Genomic DNA, 13,921 nt, shown 5'->3' with positions numbered 1-13,921 from the left:
GCGTCACACCTTCCGGCGACTCGCAGAAAAAGTTTGCTACTGCTCCGGCACCTGGCCCCTGGGCTGCATTGACGACGTCGCTACGATTTGCGCAAAGACTTTCCGGATTCTTAGAGAACGCTCCTGCGACCCTGATCTTGAACGGTCGGACGTACCGTACCGGTGTCGCCTGTGTAAAGCTCTGTGGCGCAGTCGTTTTGCTTGTCCATGCCGGGTCCGCGTGCCGCACCCGCAGCGCCTTCATGGCAGGCTGCAGGGGTGCCGTACCCGTTGAATACGCCGCTGGGCCGCTTCGGAATCGAGACCGTCGAGGAAGGGCTCGACGGTTGCGTCGCGACCATCCCTTCCGCCGGACTGCTCAATCCACTGACCGGACACCCGACGGTGGCCCCCTGGCCATGCTCGTCGACCACATCGGTGGGCTGATCAACCATGCCCGCAGGGGGCCTCAAGAATGGACTGTATCCAGCGAACTGTCCCTGGAGGTGGCGCCCGGCGCTGCCGAGGCGGTCGCCTCGGCGGCGAGTGAACCGATTCGGGGCATTGCGCGTCCGCTCGGCCGCAAGGGTCAGGCTGCCCTGGGGCTGTGCGAGTTGAGTATCGGCGGCGAGGTCCTGGCCACCGCGACCGTGCGCTCGTTCTACATCGTCGTGCCCGACTCGCTGGCGCCGTGGCCGGAGGAGCCGGGGGGCTCATTGCCCGGCACGCGGCTTGACCAGTTGATGGCGGTGGAAGTCGGTGAAACAGGCGGTGCTGGTGCGGTTTTGGTTCAGCGCGACGATGCGGTGCTGAACAACCTGGTCGGCACCGTCCACGGTGGGGTGTCGTCCATGGGACTGGAGTTGGTGGGCTCGGCGGCCCTCAACACGGACACCGCGGTCGAGCCCTACAACACGGCGTCGCTACGGGTGAATTTCTTGCGACCGTTCCATGGCGGCGCGGACGCCCACTACCGGGCGAAGTCAATCCATGCCGGCCGCAGTAGCGGGGTCGCCGAAGCAGAAGCCGTCGGCGCCGACGGGCGCGTCGCGCTGCTCGCCCGCGTGACTGCCTACCGATAGAACCGCCGGAGAGCGCGCCGACCACCCGGTGAGGCACGACGCGTTCCCCGGCGGCAGTCCGTCAGGACTCCTTGGCCTTCTTGGCGGCGGCTTTTTCCGACGTCGCACCCTCGTTGACGAGCTCGCCGCCGGAGTTCTCCAGGTGGGCGCGGACGAACCACTGGAACTTCTCCAGCTCGCCGGCATGCCCGATCAGCATGTCCTGCGAAACCAGGTCCAGCTCCTCGAGGCGCTCGATGCTCTTACGGGTGTCTTCGATGACACCCGTGTACACCAGATCGAGCGCGGCCAGGTGGGCCTGCACGGTGTCGCGATTGACCGAGTAGTCATCCCAGGTGCGGTCGCTGATGATCGCACCAGGAGTGCCCATCGGAGACTTGCCGAGCGCGGCGATGCGCTCGGCGACCTCGTCGGCATATCCGCGCACAAGATCGACCTGGGGGTCGATCATCTCGTGCACGCCGATGAAGTTGGGACCCACAACATTCCAGTGCACATGCTTAAGCGTCAGATGGAGATCGTTGTACCTGCTGAGCGCCTTCTGCAGCAGCTCGGCAACTTCGGCTCCCTGCGTGTCGGAAAGGCCGGGAACTGTGAACGCAGTCATTGCTTGCTCCTTCGCACGGTCGACTGTCCCGCGACGTGTACCCGGGTGTGTCGGCAGGTAATCACCCGTGACGTCGAGGTCACAGATCGGCCAAATTAGGTATGGAAAGCCTTGGTCCGAAGCGCGGATTCACCATTCTCCCAGTGACTTCCAGCAACCTCACGGCTCGATACCGATGGGGCCGCAGCGGTTCGAGCAGCTCCACCATCGCCGGGTCGTCGATCGGATGCCCCAGCAGCGTCCAGCCCACCATCTTGGCGAGGTGATAGTCGCCGACCGACAACGCGTCGGCGTCGCCGAACGCCCGCTGGGCGACCTCTGCCGCAGTCCAGATCCCGATCCCGGGAAGCGTCATCAGCGCCGCACGCGCCGACTCCGGGGGCCTGTCGACCAGGCGCTCCAGGGATTCTGCTCGCTGGACGCACCCGACGATCGTTCGTGCCCGCCCGGGGTCGACGTTGGCGAGATGGAACTCCCATGACGGGATGCGCCGCCAGGCGTCAGCCGTGGGGAAGACCCTCAGCTCGGTGGGTGCCGGGCCCGGGGCGGGAGCGCCGTACTTGGTGACGAGCTTGCGCCACGCGCGGCGGGCGTCCTTGCCGACGACACGTTGCTCCAGAATCGCGGGCACCAACGCCTCGAGCACCCGGCCGGTCCGCCCCAGCCGCAGGTGGGGAGCCCTGCGGTGGGCGGCCGCCACGGTCGGCTCCTCAGGGGCGAACCCCGTGGCGTCGTCGTCCGCGCCGAGCTGGGCGGGCAGCGTCTCGGCGAACTCCACGGCGCCGGGACCCCAGGCTTCGCAGCCGACGGTGCCGACTGCGCTGCGGGTGATGCGCGCGGTGACGGGCCCGCTGCGCATCAGGCTGGTCCGCCAGATCGCGCCGTCGGCGGCGTCGTGATAGCACGGGTCGGCCCGGCCCCGGCGTAGTGGCGACAACGTCCACGCCGGGCTCGCCGGCCCCGCGAACTCGACGCTGGCCGTGCTGCGCATCAGGTCAGCCTAGGTGCCCACGACGACATCGGCCTTGTCCGGATAGAAGGCGACGTGACCCGCGATCTGTGCGACGGCCGGGTACGGCTGACGATACGTCCAGATCGCGTCGGAGACGGTGACGCCGTCGACGACGACGTCGAAGTAAGTCGCGTCACCCTTGTACGGGCAGTACGTCTCGGTGTCGCTGGGACGGAGCAGGTCAGCGGTTACGTCGGCGAGCGGAACGTACTGCACCGCAGGATAACTGGACTCCTGCAACGTCAGTGCGGCGTCGGTTTCGGCAACGATCTGACCGTTCACACGCACGACGACGTGACTGCCGGTCGGGAGCACGGTGATGGGGTGCGACGGCGTGGGCTCAAGGACTTGTCGATTGGTCATCTCACCATTGAACGCCGGACGTCAGTGCGGACGTCCCGCGATCTTGTCGGCGATGACGGCTATCGGCGACGTTCGTTTCGTCCCGCGCGCCTCGTGCCAGTCCGCGGCCTTGTAGGCCAGGTACATTCCGCGGACGCCGATCCAGCGCAGCGGTTCCGGCTCCCAGGTCTTGGATTCGTGCCCCACCCAGGGCAACCGGGTCAGGTCGGAGTCGCGTTTGAGCACCAGGTCGGTCAGGGTGCGTCCCGCGAGGTTGGTCGCGGTCACGCCGTGCCCGACGTATCCGCCCGCCCAGCCGAGCCCGGTGGCCTGGTCGAAGTCGACGGTCGCCTCCCAGTCGCGCGGCACGGCGAGCACCCCGCACCAGCCGTGCGCGACAGGTATGCCGGACACCTGCGGCAGGACGCTGTGCAGGGTGGCGGTGAGGTTTTTGATGGTGCGGTCGGGAACCCGCCCGTCGCGGTCGATGCGTGAGCCGTAGCGGTAGGGGACGCTGCGCCCGCCGATCGCGATGCGGTCGTCGACGGTGCGTTGGGCATAGAAGAAGCCGTGTGCGGTGTCCCCCAGCGTTTCCCGACCCTCCCAGCCGATACGGTCCCACACCTCCACGGGGACGGGATCCGTGGCGATCATCGAGCTGTTCATCGGCAGCCATCGACGTTTGAGGCCGGGCAGCGCCGCGGTGAAACCCTCGGTGGCCCGAAGCACGACGGGCGCGCTCACGGTGCCCCACGGTGTCCGCGCCCCGCCCGCCGCGATCTCGGTGACGGGGGTTCTCTCGTAGATGACGACGCCCAGTCGGTCGACGGCGTCGGCGAGGCCACGGGCCAGGCGGGCCGGCTGGATGCGGGCGCAGTGCGGATTGTGGTAGGCGGCGACCACACCGTCGAGTTGAATGCGTTGCGCGGCGGCGTCTTTGGTGAGCCATTCGACGCCGTCGACGTGCCAGTTGCGCTCGGCCTGCATCGCCGCGGCGAGCCGCTTGGCCTGTGCGGCGTTGCGGGCGACCTCCAGCGTCCCGCCCTTGACGATTCCGGCGTCGATACCTTCGCGGGCGGCCACGTCGATCACTTCGTCGACGGCCTCGTTGAGCGCACGCTGCCAGGCGACCACGCCGTCACGGCTGTACTGGCGTGCCATGCGCTCACGGTCGCCGGGAACGAGGCCGGACAGCCACCCCCCGTTGCGGCCGGAGGCACCGTATCCGGCGAAGCGTGCTTCGAGCACCACGATGCGCAGCGACGGATCGGCACGCTTGAGGTAGTACGCGGTCCACAGTCCGGTGTAGCCGGCGCCGACGATGCACACGTCGGCGTCACGGCTGCCGGGCAGCGGGCCCCGGCTGATCGGCAGTCCGTCGAACCAGTGGGAAACGTGGCCGTTGACGGGCGATCGAGTGAGCACGATGCGATTGTCTCAGCTGTGAGGAGGTGTCGGTGCCGAGGTGCACCCTGACGGCCGCCTGACGCTAGCTCTTGGCAGCCCGCTTGGCGTCGCGCAGGCTCACCCAGAACTTGGCGGCTTCGCGGATGGATTCTTCGACAGGTCTTGGCTGCCAACCGAGTTCGCGTTTGGCTTTTTCACAATCGACGGGCGCCTCGGCCCGCATCAGGCGCAGCGAGCCCAACGACAGGCGTTCGTCGGTGCCCGTGAGTTTCGCCTTGGCGCTGCCCAGCGCGGCCATCGCGTAGGCCAGCGGGAGCGGGATCTTCTTCGTCGGCGCCGGGACTCCCGCGGCGTCGGCGGCGATTCGCACCACGTCGGCGTTGGAGATCATCCGTTCCGAGATCAGGTACCGCTCTCCTGGCCTGCCCTTCTCGGCGGCCAGGATCAGCGCACGCGCCGCGTCGTCGATCCCGACGGCTTCGAGCTCGATGCCGCCCATCACGAACGGCAGCTTGCCGAATGCGGCGCCCGCGATGATCGCCCCGTGCGGGGTGCGGCCCCAGTCGCGGCCGCCGTAGGTGGTCGAGACGCACATCGCGACGGCGGGCAATCCCCGCTCGCGTGCGTACTCCAGGACCAGGTTCTCGGCCTGCACACGCGAACGGACGTACGGTGTCAGCCCGCGATCGACGATGACGTCGCCCTCGGTGGCCACTCGACCGCGTTTGCGACCGACGGTGACGTAGCTGCTGGTGAACACGAACTTCTTCAGCCCGGCGGCCACCTCGGGCTCGACGGCGATGTCGAGCACGTTGCGGGTGCCCTCGACGTTGGTGCGGAACAGCGGCGCCGGGTCGCGCAGCCATCCGCGGGTGTCGACGACGCAGTAGTAGACGACGGCGCAGCCGGTCATCGCCGCCCGGAGCACATCGTTGTTCCAGATGTCGCCGACGTACCGCGTCACCGCCAGATCGTCGATGCCGATGGTGTTGGCGCCCTCGCGCACCATCACCCGCACGTCGTGACCGTCGGCGACCAGCTGACGCGTGACGTGGCTGCCGAGGTAGCCGTTGGCGCCGATGACTAAGACCGGGGCGAGCGAAGCGTCGGGAGACGATTCCGTCACTTGCGGGGCCCGTACTTGGCCATCCACTGCGCCGCCTCGTCGGGCAGCGTGCCCAGCTCCTCGGCCTTCTTGCACCACTTCACCGTCGCCGAGACGAACCGCAAGGGGTTGTAGATGTCCTCCTGCTGCTTCCACTTCCCGTCGCCGGCGTAGGTGACGATCGAGATGTTGGTGGCGCTGATAATGGTGCCGTCGCCGGGATCGCGCATCGGGTTGTCGAGCTCGCAGATGATGCGGCCCGTACTCTCGTCGATCACGCTCCACAACGACGGGAATGACGTCATGTAGCTGCCGGGGAACGTCTCCATGGTCTGCCAGATCCAGGGCCGCACCTCGTCGCGGCCGCGCATCGTCCCAGCGGCGTGCTCGATGTAGAGAATGTCGTCGCTGTACTGGTCAACCCAGGGGTCCCAGTCGCGCGTGCGGGCCGCCCGGTCGACCGTCCTCTCGAATTCGGCGAACGCCTCGGCCAGCTCCTCACGAGTGAATGTATTGCCCGTCACAGCTCAAAATAGAACACGTTCTACCCGAGCTTGTCGAGCATGGTTCAGGTCGCGCTGAGCACCGGCCGGTCGCTGAGCGGGTAGTGCAGCGGCACATCCAGTCCGCCCGACAGCGCGATCATGATGCAGGCCCGGTCGACGGCGGTGGGCAGCGTGCCCGTTTTCAGATCGACGACGACGTGGTCCTCGGTCTCCGAGGTGGCCACGGTGACGCCGTAGCAGTCCGGGGTGCCGATGGTGAAGTGCAGGCGCACCGAGCGGTCACCCGGAAGCCTGCTCCACGCTTGGGGTCGGGTCGGGTACGCGTTCACGATTGCGGGGTCGTCGACGAACATGGTGACGGGCGTCCCCGCCGGAGTTTCGGGAATCGGGACCGGTGCGGGCGGCTGCGCGGCGGCCGGAGTCGCCCCCATCGAAAGCGCAACGACAGCAACGACAGCGACGCAGGCCCGCATGCCCGAAGCCTACCTACGCAGCGCCGCGCGAGGGATTAAACGCGCTGCCCACGGGGTTATATGGGCGCTATGACACGCGAATACAACAAGAATCCCGCCGCTGTGAACGCGCTGTCTCCCGAGCAGTACCACGTCACTCAGGAGAACGGCACCGAGCGGCCCTTCACCGGCGAATATTGGGACAATCACGAGCCGGGCATCTATGTCGACGTCGTCTCGGGCGAGCCGTTGTTCGCCTCGGTCGACAAGTTCGAGAGCGGATCGGGGTGGCCGAGCTTCACCCGCCCGATCGACTCCGCGAATGTCATCGAGAAGCGCGATTTCTCGCATCTGATGATCCGCACCGAGGTGCGATCGTCGGCCGGGGACAGCCACCTGGGCCATGTCTTCAAGGACGGCCCGCGCGATCGGGGCGGTCTGCGTTACTGCATCAACTCCGCGGCGTTGCGCTTCATCCACCTCGACGACCTCGAGGCCGAGGGTTACGGGCAGTACCGTGGATTGTTCAGTGCTTCTGAGAAAGCCACCGAGAAGGAGCAAGCGTGAGCGACTACAAGCGAGCAGTGCTGGCAGGCGGATGCTTCTGGGGCATGCAGGATCTGATCCGCAAGCAGCCCGGGGTGGTATCCACCCGGGTGGGCTACACCGGCGGCCAGAACGATCACCCCACCTATCGCAACCATCCCGGCCACGCCGAGGCGATCGAGATCACCTACGACCCGGCGCAGACGGACTATCGCACGCTGCTGGAATTCTTCTTCCAGATCCACGACCCGACGACGAAGAACCGGCAGGGCAACGACGTCGGGACAAGCTACCGGTCGGAGATCTTCTACGTCGACGACGATCAGCGCCAGGTGGCGCTGGACACCATCGCCGACGTGGATGCCTCAGGGCTGTGGCCCGGCAAGGTCGTCACCGAAGTCAGCCCGGCACCGGACTTCTGGGAGGCCGAGCCGGAGCACCAGGATTACCTGGAGCGCTACCCGAACGGGTACACCTGCCACTTCCCCCGCGCGGGCTGGAAGCTCCCGAGACGGAGTGAAGTCAGCTAGCGCCGGTGCATGATGACGCGACCGCCGTCGGCGGGGGTGTAGGCCACTCCGCGTGAGTGCATCTTCTCCCCCGGCGCGGCGGTCGTCTCGATTGTCATGTGCCGCAACACCGTCCGCAGCACCACATCCATTTCGACGTTGGCGAACGCGGCGCCGACGCAGCGCCGGGTACCGCCGCCGAACGGGATGTGCGAGAAGTTCGTCGGGCGTTGCCCCACGAAGCGCTGCGGGTCGAAACGCTCCGGATCGGCGTACTCAGCCACTCGCTGATGCACCTCGTTGATCGCGACGACGATCGAATAGCCCTGCGGAATAACCCAATCGCCGAGTTCGAACGTCGGCGCGTAGACGTGGCGGCCCGCGAAATCGATGACGGTGCGCGCCCGCTGGATCTCCAGGATGGTGGCCTGCCGGTATTCGTTGTCGTCGGTGTCGGCCTCTGCCACCAGCTCGGCCAGCACCTCGGGATGACGGCTGATCCGCTCGAATGCCCAGCCCAGCGTCGCCCCGGTGGTCTCGTGGCCCGCGGCCAGAAGCGTGAGGAGTTCGTCGCCGATGTCCTGACGCGACATCGTGGAGCCGTCCTCGTAGGTGCTGCGCAGGAGCAGCGCAAGGACGTCGTCCCGGCTCTCGAACTCGGGATCGGACGCGACGGAGTCGATCAGCCGGCCGATGACGTCGTCGTAGTGGCGCCGATAGGTCGCCAGGCGGCCCCACGGGCTGAACCGACCATAGGTGCGCCGTGGGGTGGGCAGCACCGCCAGTCGCGACCCGAGCGTGACCCAGGGCGGGATGATCCGCCGCAACTCGTCCAGATGTGCGCCGTCGGCGCCGAACACCGCGCGCAGGATGGAGTTCAGCGTGATCCGCATCATCGGTTCGAGAGTCTCGAACGGTCGCCCCTCGGGCCAGCCCGCCATCTCCCGCAGGGTCTCCTCTTCGAAGATCCGCTCGTAGTTCTTGATGCTCTTGCCGTGGAACGGCGGCGTCAGGAGCTTGCGCCGGCGGCGGTGGTCGGTTCCGTCGAGCGCGAACACCGAACCTGAGCCCAGCACTCGGGACAGGTTGGGCTGGATGTTGCCGACGTCGTCGGTGTTGGCCATGAACAACTGCTTGGCCAGTGCCGGGTCGGTCACCATGATCGTCGGACCGAAGACGGGAAGCTTCATCGCGAAAATGTCGCCGTGACGCCGCGCGATCTGGCGCACGGTCCACTTCCGCGACACCGAGAACCCGACCGCCTGCAGCACGCGCGGGATGCGCGGCGCGGGTGGTAGCCGAACCTCGGACGGCACTGCCGATGCGCTGGGGCGTTGCTTGGTACTTCCGTGTACCGCTGTCATGTCGGGTACGGTACCGGTTGGTACCAGCAGGACGCAAGGGGTTGGAGGTGGTTCCAGTGACGACGATCGAGGCAGCGGCCGCACGGCCTTCCTCAACGGCCGATCGGTTGCTCGACGGCCTTGCCGCCTCCATCGCCGACCGCGGTTACCGCGAGACCACCGTCGCCGATGTCGTGCGGCACGCAAAGACGTCCAAGCGCACGTTCTACGAGCAGTTCGCCAGCAAGGAGGAATGCCTGATCGAGCTGCTGCGCAGGAACAACGCCGACCTGATCGCGAGCATCAACGCCACCGTCGACGCCGACGGCGACTGGAGATCTCAGATCCGCCAGGCGGTGGGCGCCTACGTCGACCACATCAGCGCCCGGCCGGCGATCACGCTGTGCTGGATCCGCGAGGCACCGGCGCTGGGTGCGGTGGCTCGCCCACTGCACCGGCGGGTGATGCAGGACCTCACCGACATGCTCGTGGCGTTGACCAGCGGCGAGGGCTTCCGCCGCGCCGGGCTCGGCCCGATCACCCCGCCCATCGCCCTGATCCTGCTCGGTGGCTTACGGGAATTGACAGCACTTTTCGTCGAAGACGGCCGTGACATCCGCGGCATCGCCGAGCCGGCGGCCACTGCAGCGACGGCGCTGCTCGGGCCGCGCTGAGCCGGGACGACTCAACCGAGTATCAGCCGGGCGGACCTCTCCAGCTTCGCGGCGATCTCCTGATACGACGCGTACCCCATGCCGGCGCGCACCAGGGCTCCCGAATAGAGCATCTCCAGGGCGTCGATGACTCCGGGGTCGGTGTCGGGACCGAGCGCCGTGGAGAGCCGGTCACGGATGTCGCGTCCGATGCGCTGACGAAGCACCTCCACGTCAGGATCCTTACCCAGCAGGGCGGTGGTCACCGCGCCCGCGAATTCGGGTTCGTCGGCGACCAGCAGCGAGATGTGCGCAAGTACCTCGGTGACCCGGGTCGCCTGATCGGCCGACGCATGCTCAACACACGGCGAGGACGTCAACCGCCGCCAGAAAACCTCGGCGACGAGGTGCTCTTTCGACGAGAAGTACGTGTAGGCGGTCGCGGCTCCGACGCCGGCCTCCGCGGCCACCCGTCGCACCGTCAGGCCGGCGAAACCGTCGCGTCTGAGCAGTTCGAGCGCGGCGCGGCCGAGCCGGTCCACGGTGTCGGCCTGTCGGGCCGTCAGGCGGCGCCGAGTCGACTCCAGCGTCGGATCGGACACATGTCCGGACGCTACTACACCTATTCGGGAACCACTAGGGTCGCCAGCGGCTCAGCAACGGTAAGTTGGGCGCGATGGACGACACCCAGACTGCCCTTCCGCCCGCGGCAGCGGCCCTGTTCGAGCTGGCCGAGCGAGTCACCGGCTTCATGCCCGCCGACGAAGGGCGCACGCTCTACAACACCGCTGTGCGCTATCTGGGCGACGGTGTGGGCGTCGAGATCGGCACCTACTGCGGCAAGTCCACGGTGATGCTCGGAGCCGCCGCGCAGCAGACCGGCGGCCTGGTCTACACCGTCGACCACCACCACGGTTCCGAAGAGCATCAGCCCGGGTGGGAGTACCACGATTCGTCGATGGTCGACGCGGTGACGGGGTTGTTCGACACGCTGCCCACGCTGCGCCACACCTTGGACGCCGCCGCGCTCGACGACCACGTCGTCGCCATCGTCGGACGCTCGCCCGTGGTGGCTCGCGGTTGGCGAACTCCGTTGCGGCTCTTGTTCATCGACGGTGGCCACACCGAGGAGGCCGCCAACCGCGACTTCGACGGCTGGGCCCGGTGGGTCGACGTCGGTGGCGCGCTGATCATCCACGACGTCTTCCCCGACCCGGCCGACGGAGGCCAGGCTCCGTTCCTGATCTACCGGCGCGCACTGGACACCGGCGCATTCCGCGAAGTTCTGGCGACCGGCTCGATGCGGGTCTTGGAGCGCGTGTCGGGTGCGGCGGGAGAGCTCTAGCGGTCGCTGGTCGCGCACTCGCAATCGTATTCGCCCTCAAGGCCTCTCGGCAGCTCCGACCCTCGGAAGATGCCACTTCCCGGAGTGGTTCCCGACAGGGCATCGGCGGCCAGGATGACTGCTCCGCCCGTCCACGTGGTGCGCTCGACGGGCCAGCGCTTGCCGTCGTCGTAGACCAGGCCGGTCCAGTAGGACCCGTCTTCCTCGCGAAGGTGGTGCATGGCCGCGAACTGTTCGTGGGCCCGTGACCGCTGCCCCAGCGCCTCCAAAGCCATGACCAATTCACAGGTTTCGGCTCCGGTGACCCACGGGCGGTCGTCCACGCACCGAATCCCCAGGCCGGGAACCACGAAATCGTCCCAGCGCTCGTCGATGCGTGCGTGCGCCCTGGACCCGCGCAGTGCGCCGCCCAGAATCGGGTAGTACCACTCCATCGCCCACCGGTCCTTGGTGACGAACGCATCGGGGTGGTGGGCGATCGCGTGTCCGAGCCTGCCTACCGCGACCTCCCATTCGGGCCGGGGGTCGTCGACGTAGTCGGCCAGCGCGAGTGCGCACCGGATGCTGTGGTGGATGCTCGCGCACCCCGTCAGCAGCGCCTCGTCGGCGTCCCCACCCGCACCGCGCGCCCATGCGATTTCGCCTGTGCTGGACTGCAATTCGAGAACGAAGTCGATCGCCTTGGCCACCACCGGCCACATGGTCAGCGCGAAGCCGCGGTCGCCGGTGACGAGGACATGGTGCCAGACGCCGGTTGCGATGTAGGCGCAGAAATTGGTGTCACTGTTGGCGTCCTCGACGACGCCGTCCCGCAGCTGGATCGGCCAGGTACCGTCCGGGCGCTGCGTCGTGCGCGACCACTCGAACGCGGCGCGGGCCGGTTCGATGAAACCCGCCGCGGTCAGCGCCATGGCACTCTCGACGTGGTCCCACGGATCCGTATGTCCGCCCACCGACCACGGAATCGCGCCGCTGGACTCCTGGGTCGCGGCAATGGATTCGGCTGTCTGCCGGCATTGCGCCGGCGTGAACACGCCCGGCACGCCGGGAATGTCATGCATCAGCAGTGGGCGGCTTTCTGAAGTAGAGCGCGACGCTCTTGCCGATCAGCGGGTTGAGCGCAGCTTCTGCGGTGCGCGTCAGCCACGGCCGACTCATCATGTCCCACACCAGCAGCTTGTGGTAGGCGGTCACCGCCGGGTGGTTGTTCTTCTCCGTTCCCACAGCACATTTGAGCCACCAGAACGGCGAGTGCAGGGCGTGGGCGTGGTGGGTGTGCGTCAGGGTCAAGCCGTGCGCCAGCACCTTGTCGCGCAGTTCATCGGCCCGGTAGATGCGGATATGGCCACCCTCGTTGGCGTGATACTCGTCGGAGAGCACCCAGCAGATCTTCTCGGGCAGCCACCGGGGCACGGTGATCGCCAGCGCGCCACCAGGTTTGAGAACACGGACGAGCTCGGAGATGGCCTTCTCGTCGGCGGGAATGTGCTCCAGAATCTCCGAGGCGATGACGCAGTCGAACGTGCCGTCGGCGTACGGGAGGTCGAGGGCGTCGCCTTTGACGGCCTCACCCTTGGCCGACGCGGGCGCCTCACCCTGTTCCTTCATCGCCTGCAGGATCTCATCGACATCGTTGAGATCCGAGACATTCTGGTCGAATCCGATGACGTCGGCGCCCCGCCGGAATGCCTCGAAGGTATGGCGTCCGGCGCCGCATCCGACGTCGATCACCTTCGTCCCGGCGCCGACGCCGAGCAGGTCATAGTCCACGGTCAGCATGTCGCGACCCTCTCACAGGCCCTCTCGTACACCGCGACGGTCTGCGCGGCTACAGATTCCCAACTGAACACCTCGAGTGCGCGGCGCCTGCCGTTGTCACCGAGTCTGCGCAATTCCCTTGGGGAATCCAGCAGTTCGCCGAGCACCGCGGTCAGCTCGGCCACGTCGGCCGGTTTGACCAGCCGGGCACACTCACCGTCGGCTCCGACGACCTCGGGCAGCGCACCGGCCCGGCTCGCCACGATCGGCGTGCCGCTGGCCATCGCTTCCACCGCGGGCAGCGAGAAACCTTCGTACAGCGAAGGGATGCAGGCGACTTCGGCCGACGACAGCAGCTCGGCCAGCTCCGAGTCGGACAGCCCGCTCGAGCTGTGCACGATGTCGGAGATCCCGAGCTCGGCGATCAGTTTCTCTGTCGGCCCGTTGGGTTCGAGCTTCGCCACGAGCTGCAGTTCCAGATCACGCTCGACGCGCAGGCGCGCGACGGCGTGCAGCAGGTGGCTCACACCCTTGAGTGGTACATCGGCGCTGGCGATCGCGATGATGCGGTTGCGCACCCGCTGCTCGGAAGGCTGGAACAACTCGGTGTCCACACCCAGGGGCACGACGTGCAGCTGGTCGGGGTTGACGGCGAAATCATCGGCGATGTCCGCCGCCGAGGTGGACGATACGGTCACCAGTTCGGGAATCTGGCGCGCGACTTCCTTCTGCATCTCAGCAAACCCGTACCAACGGCGCACCAGCGGTTTGCGCCACCACTTGGCCGCGGCCACCTCGAGCACCCGGTCCCTGGTGATCGGATGATGCACGGTGGCCACCACGGGCATGCCCGACGCCGCGATCTCCAGCAGGCCCGTGCCCAGGCACTGGTTGTCGTGCACGACGTCGAACTCGTCGCGGCGAGCGGCGAGCAGCCGCGCGGCGCGCATGCTGAACGTCTTCGGCTCGGGGAAGCCCGCCGTCCAGGTGGTCAGCAGTTCTTCGAGATCGATGCTCGTCTTGATCTCGCTCGGCCGCGGGATGCGGAAGGGGTCCGGCTCTCGGTAGAGGTCGAGACTGGGCACCTCCGTCAGACGCACCCGGGGATCCAGAATCTCGGGGTAGGGCGGACCGGAGAAGACCTCGACGTCGTGACCAAGCTCGACGAGTCCGCGGCTCAGATGCCGAACGTAGACCCCCTGGCCACCGCAGTGGGTCTTGCTTCGATACGACAGCAAGGCGATGCGCATACTCAGCTCACAGATCCCGGAGAGC

General features: G+C 67.4%; 16 protein-coding genes and 1 pseudogene. 5 read left to right on the top strand and 12 right to left on the bottom strand.

All coding sequences use genetic code 11. The features are described from left to right. Nucleotides 1–258: 258 nt before the first annotated feature. Nucleotides 259–1,061, top strand: a pseudogene (locus AWC12_RS19220) (PaaI family thioesterase). A gap of 61 nt (nt 1,062–1,122) precedes the next feature. Here the strand turns inward: AWC12_RS19220 and AWC12_RS19215 are convergent. The 7 genes from AWC12_RS19215 to AWC12_RS19185 form a co-directional block, all read right to left on the bottom strand. Beyond that, on the bottom strand, nt 1,123–1,668 hold the full coding sequence (locus AWC12_RS19215; RefSeq protein ID WP_024444146.1) for a Dps family protein: 546 nt from the start codon (nt 1,666–1,668) through the stop codon (nt 1,123–1,125). Between the two features lie 79 nt (nt 1,669–1,747). Next, nucleotides 1,748–2,659, bottom strand: coding sequence for a DNA-3-methyladenine glycosylase family protein (locus tag AWC12_RS19210; RefSeq protein WP_085176352.1), 912 nt, complete (start codon nt 2,657–2,659; stop codon nt 1,748–1,750). Nucleotides 2,660–2,668: 9 nt separating this feature from the next. Then, nucleotides 2,669–3,043, bottom strand: coding sequence for a DUF427 domain-containing protein (locus AWC12_RS19205; protein ID WP_085176350.1), 375 nt, complete (start codon nt 3,041–3,043; stop codon nt 2,669–2,671). Nucleotides 3,044–3,064: 21 nt separating this feature from the next. Next, nucleotides 3,065–4,447, bottom strand: a complete 1,383-nt coding sequence (locus AWC12_RS19200; protein WP_085176348.1) for an NAD(P)/FAD-dependent oxidoreductase — start codon at nt 4,445–4,447, stop codon at nt 3,065–3,067. A gap of 64 nt (nt 4,448–4,511) precedes the next feature. Next, entirely contained in the window at nt 4,512–5,555 is a 1,044-nt protein-coding gene (locus tag AWC12_RS19195) for an NAD-dependent epimerase/dehydratase family protein (protein WP_085176346.1), read from the bottom strand. After that, complete coding sequence (locus tag AWC12_RS19190) at nt 5,552–6,058, bottom strand: nuclear transport factor 2 family protein (RefSeq protein WP_085176344.1); 507 nt, start codon at nt 6,056–6,058, stop codon at nt 5,552–5,554. Before AWC12_RS19190 ends, AWC12_RS19195 begins: the two co-directional genes overlap by 4 nt. Nucleotides 6,059–6,102: 44 nt before the next feature. Continuing rightward, nucleotides 6,103–6,513, bottom strand: coding sequence for a hypothetical protein (locus tag AWC12_RS19185; protein ID WP_085176342.1), 411 nt, complete (start codon nt 6,511–6,513; stop codon nt 6,103–6,105). A gap of 69 nt (nt 6,514–6,582) precedes the next feature. Here AWC12_RS19185 and msrB point away from each other — a divergent pair, with 69 nt between their 5' ends. Further along, nucleotides 6,583–7,059: a peptide-methionine (R)-S-oxide reductase MsrB gene (gene msrB, locus AWC12_RS19180; protein WP_024444153.1), complete on the top strand. Its 477-nt coding sequence runs from the start codon at nt 6,583–6,585 to the stop codon at nt 7,057–7,059. Next, nucleotides 7,056–7,568, top strand: a complete 513-nt coding sequence (msrA, locus tag AWC12_RS19175; RefSeq protein ID WP_024444154.1) for a peptide-methionine (S)-S-oxide reductase MsrA — start codon at nt 7,056–7,058, stop codon at nt 7,566–7,568. Before msrB ends, msrA begins: the two co-directional genes overlap by 4 nt. Here the strand turns inward: msrA and AWC12_RS19170 are convergent. Continuing rightward, nucleotides 7,565–8,911, bottom strand: coding sequence for a cytochrome P450 (locus AWC12_RS19170; RefSeq protein ID WP_085176340.1), 1,347 nt, complete (start codon nt 8,909–8,911; stop codon nt 7,565–7,567). The two genes, msrA and AWC12_RS19170, sit on opposite strands and share 4 nt — an antisense overlap. A gap of 56 nt (nt 8,912–8,967) precedes the next feature. On the opposite strand from AWC12_RS19170, the gene AWC12_RS19165 reads away from it, so the two are divergent. Beyond that, a complete protein-coding gene (locus AWC12_RS19165) occupies nt 8,968–9,564 on the top strand; it encodes a TetR/AcrR family transcriptional regulator (protein ID WP_085176338.1) in 597 nt (198 codons plus the stop codon). An 11-nt stretch (nt 9,565–9,575) separates the two neighbouring features. Here the strand turns inward: AWC12_RS19165 and AWC12_RS19160 are convergent, their stop codons facing one another. Continuing rightward, a complete protein-coding gene (locus tag AWC12_RS19160) occupies nt 9,576–10,145 on the bottom strand; it encodes a TetR/AcrR family transcriptional regulator (protein ID WP_085176336.1) in 570 nt (189 codons plus the stop codon). A 74-nt stretch (nt 10,146–10,219) separates the two neighbouring features. Here AWC12_RS19160 and AWC12_RS19155 point away from each other — a divergent pair, with 74 nt between their 5' ends. After that, a complete protein-coding gene (locus AWC12_RS19155; RefSeq protein WP_085176334.1) occupies nt 10,220–10,888 on the top strand; it encodes a class I SAM-dependent methyltransferase in 669 nt (222 codons plus the stop codon). On the opposite strand, the gene AWC12_RS19150 is transcribed toward AWC12_RS19155, so the two are convergent. Genes AWC12_RS19150 through AWC12_RS19140 form a run of 3 tightly spaced genes read right to left on the bottom strand, consistent with a single transcriptional unit; the run spans nt 10,885 to nt 13,896 of the window. Further along, a complete protein-coding gene (locus AWC12_RS19150; RefSeq protein WP_085176332.1) occupies nt 10,885–11,949 on the bottom strand; it encodes an MMP endo-(1,4)-3-O-methyl-alpha-D-mannosidase in 1,065 nt (354 codons plus the stop codon). The two genes, AWC12_RS19155 and AWC12_RS19150, sit on opposite strands and share 4 nt — an antisense overlap. Continuing rightward, a complete protein-coding gene (locus AWC12_RS19145; RefSeq protein ID WP_085176330.1) occupies nt 11,942–12,667 on the bottom strand; it encodes a class I SAM-dependent methyltransferase in 726 nt (241 codons plus the stop codon). Before AWC12_RS19145 ends, AWC12_RS19150 begins: the two co-directional genes overlap by 8 nt. Then, entirely contained in the window at nt 12,661–13,896 is a 1,236-nt protein-coding gene (locus tag AWC12_RS19140; RefSeq protein ID WP_085176328.1) for an MMP alpha-(1->4)-mannosyltransferase, read from the bottom strand. Before AWC12_RS19140 ends, AWC12_RS19145 begins: the two co-directional genes overlap by 7 nt. Nucleotides 13,897–13,921 lie beyond the last annotated feature (25 nt).

The organism is Mycolicibacterium iranicum, assembly GCF_002101705.1.
Lineage (GTDB): Bacteria > Actinomycetota > Actinomycetes > Mycobacteriales > Mycobacteriaceae > Mycobacterium > Mycobacterium iranicum.
Note: the sequence above shows the minus strand (reverse complement) of the source record. Positions and strands in the feature narration are given on the sequence as shown.